Genomic DNA, 794 nt, shown 5'->3' with positions numbered 1-794 from the left:
GCAGACCACGCAGTTTCACCTGGAAGTCGGTGCGGCCCAGATACTCGAGCTCACCGTGCTCGGTCCACGCCACCAAGTCACCCGTGCGGTACATCCGCGCGCCGGGCTCCCCGTAGGGGTTGGCGACGAACCGGTCGCTGGTCAGATCCGGGCGCGCGACGTAGCCACGCGCGAGCTGGGCGCCCGCGAGATACAACTCACCCGCGACACCGACGGGAACCGGCCGCAGGCGCGCATCCAGCACGAACACCTGCGTGTTGAACACCGGCGCACCGATCGGCACGGTCTCGGTGTCGGCGTCCACCACTTCGTGGAAAGTGACGTCGACCGCCGCTTCCGTGGGGCCGTACAAGTTGTGCAGGGACGCGCCGGTCAACTCCCGCAGGCGATGCGCGGGCTTCGGCGGCAACGCCTCACCCGAAGCGAACACCAACCGCAGCGAATCACACCGCGCGGCAGCGGTATCCGCCACGAACACCGCCAGCATCGACGGCACGAAGTGGGTGACGGTCACCTTCTCGGCGCTGATGACCTCGGCCAGGTAGGCCGGATCACGATGCCCATCCGGCTTCGCCACCACCAGCCGAGCACCGACCTGCAACGGCCAGAAGAACTCCCACACCGACACATCGAACGTCGCCGGGGTCTTCTGCAACACCACATCATCCGCGGTCAACTGGTAGGCAGTCTGCATCCACACCAGCCGGTTGACGATCGCCGAATGCGAAACCGCCACACCCTTCGGACGCCCCGTCGAACCGGACGTGAAGATCACATACGCCGTGTTCGACGGC

The 794-nt window shown here is 66.6% G+C and carries 1 protein-coding gene; it reads right to left on the bottom strand.

Going from position 1 to position 794, the window contains the following annotated elements:
* On the bottom strand, positions 1-794 hold a 794-nt coding region (locus NNI01S_RS33005; RefSeq protein ID WP_157115186.1), incomplete at both ends, for an amino acid adenylation domain-containing protein.

The sequence above is a fragment of the Nocardia niwae NBRC 108934 = DSM 45340 genome (genome assembly GCF_001613465.1).
In the GTDB taxonomy this organism is placed as follows: domain Bacteria; phylum Actinomycetota; class Actinomycetes; order Mycobacteriales; family Mycobacteriaceae; genus Nocardia; species Nocardia niwae.
This window is presented reverse-complemented; position numbering and strand designations above follow the sequence as displayed.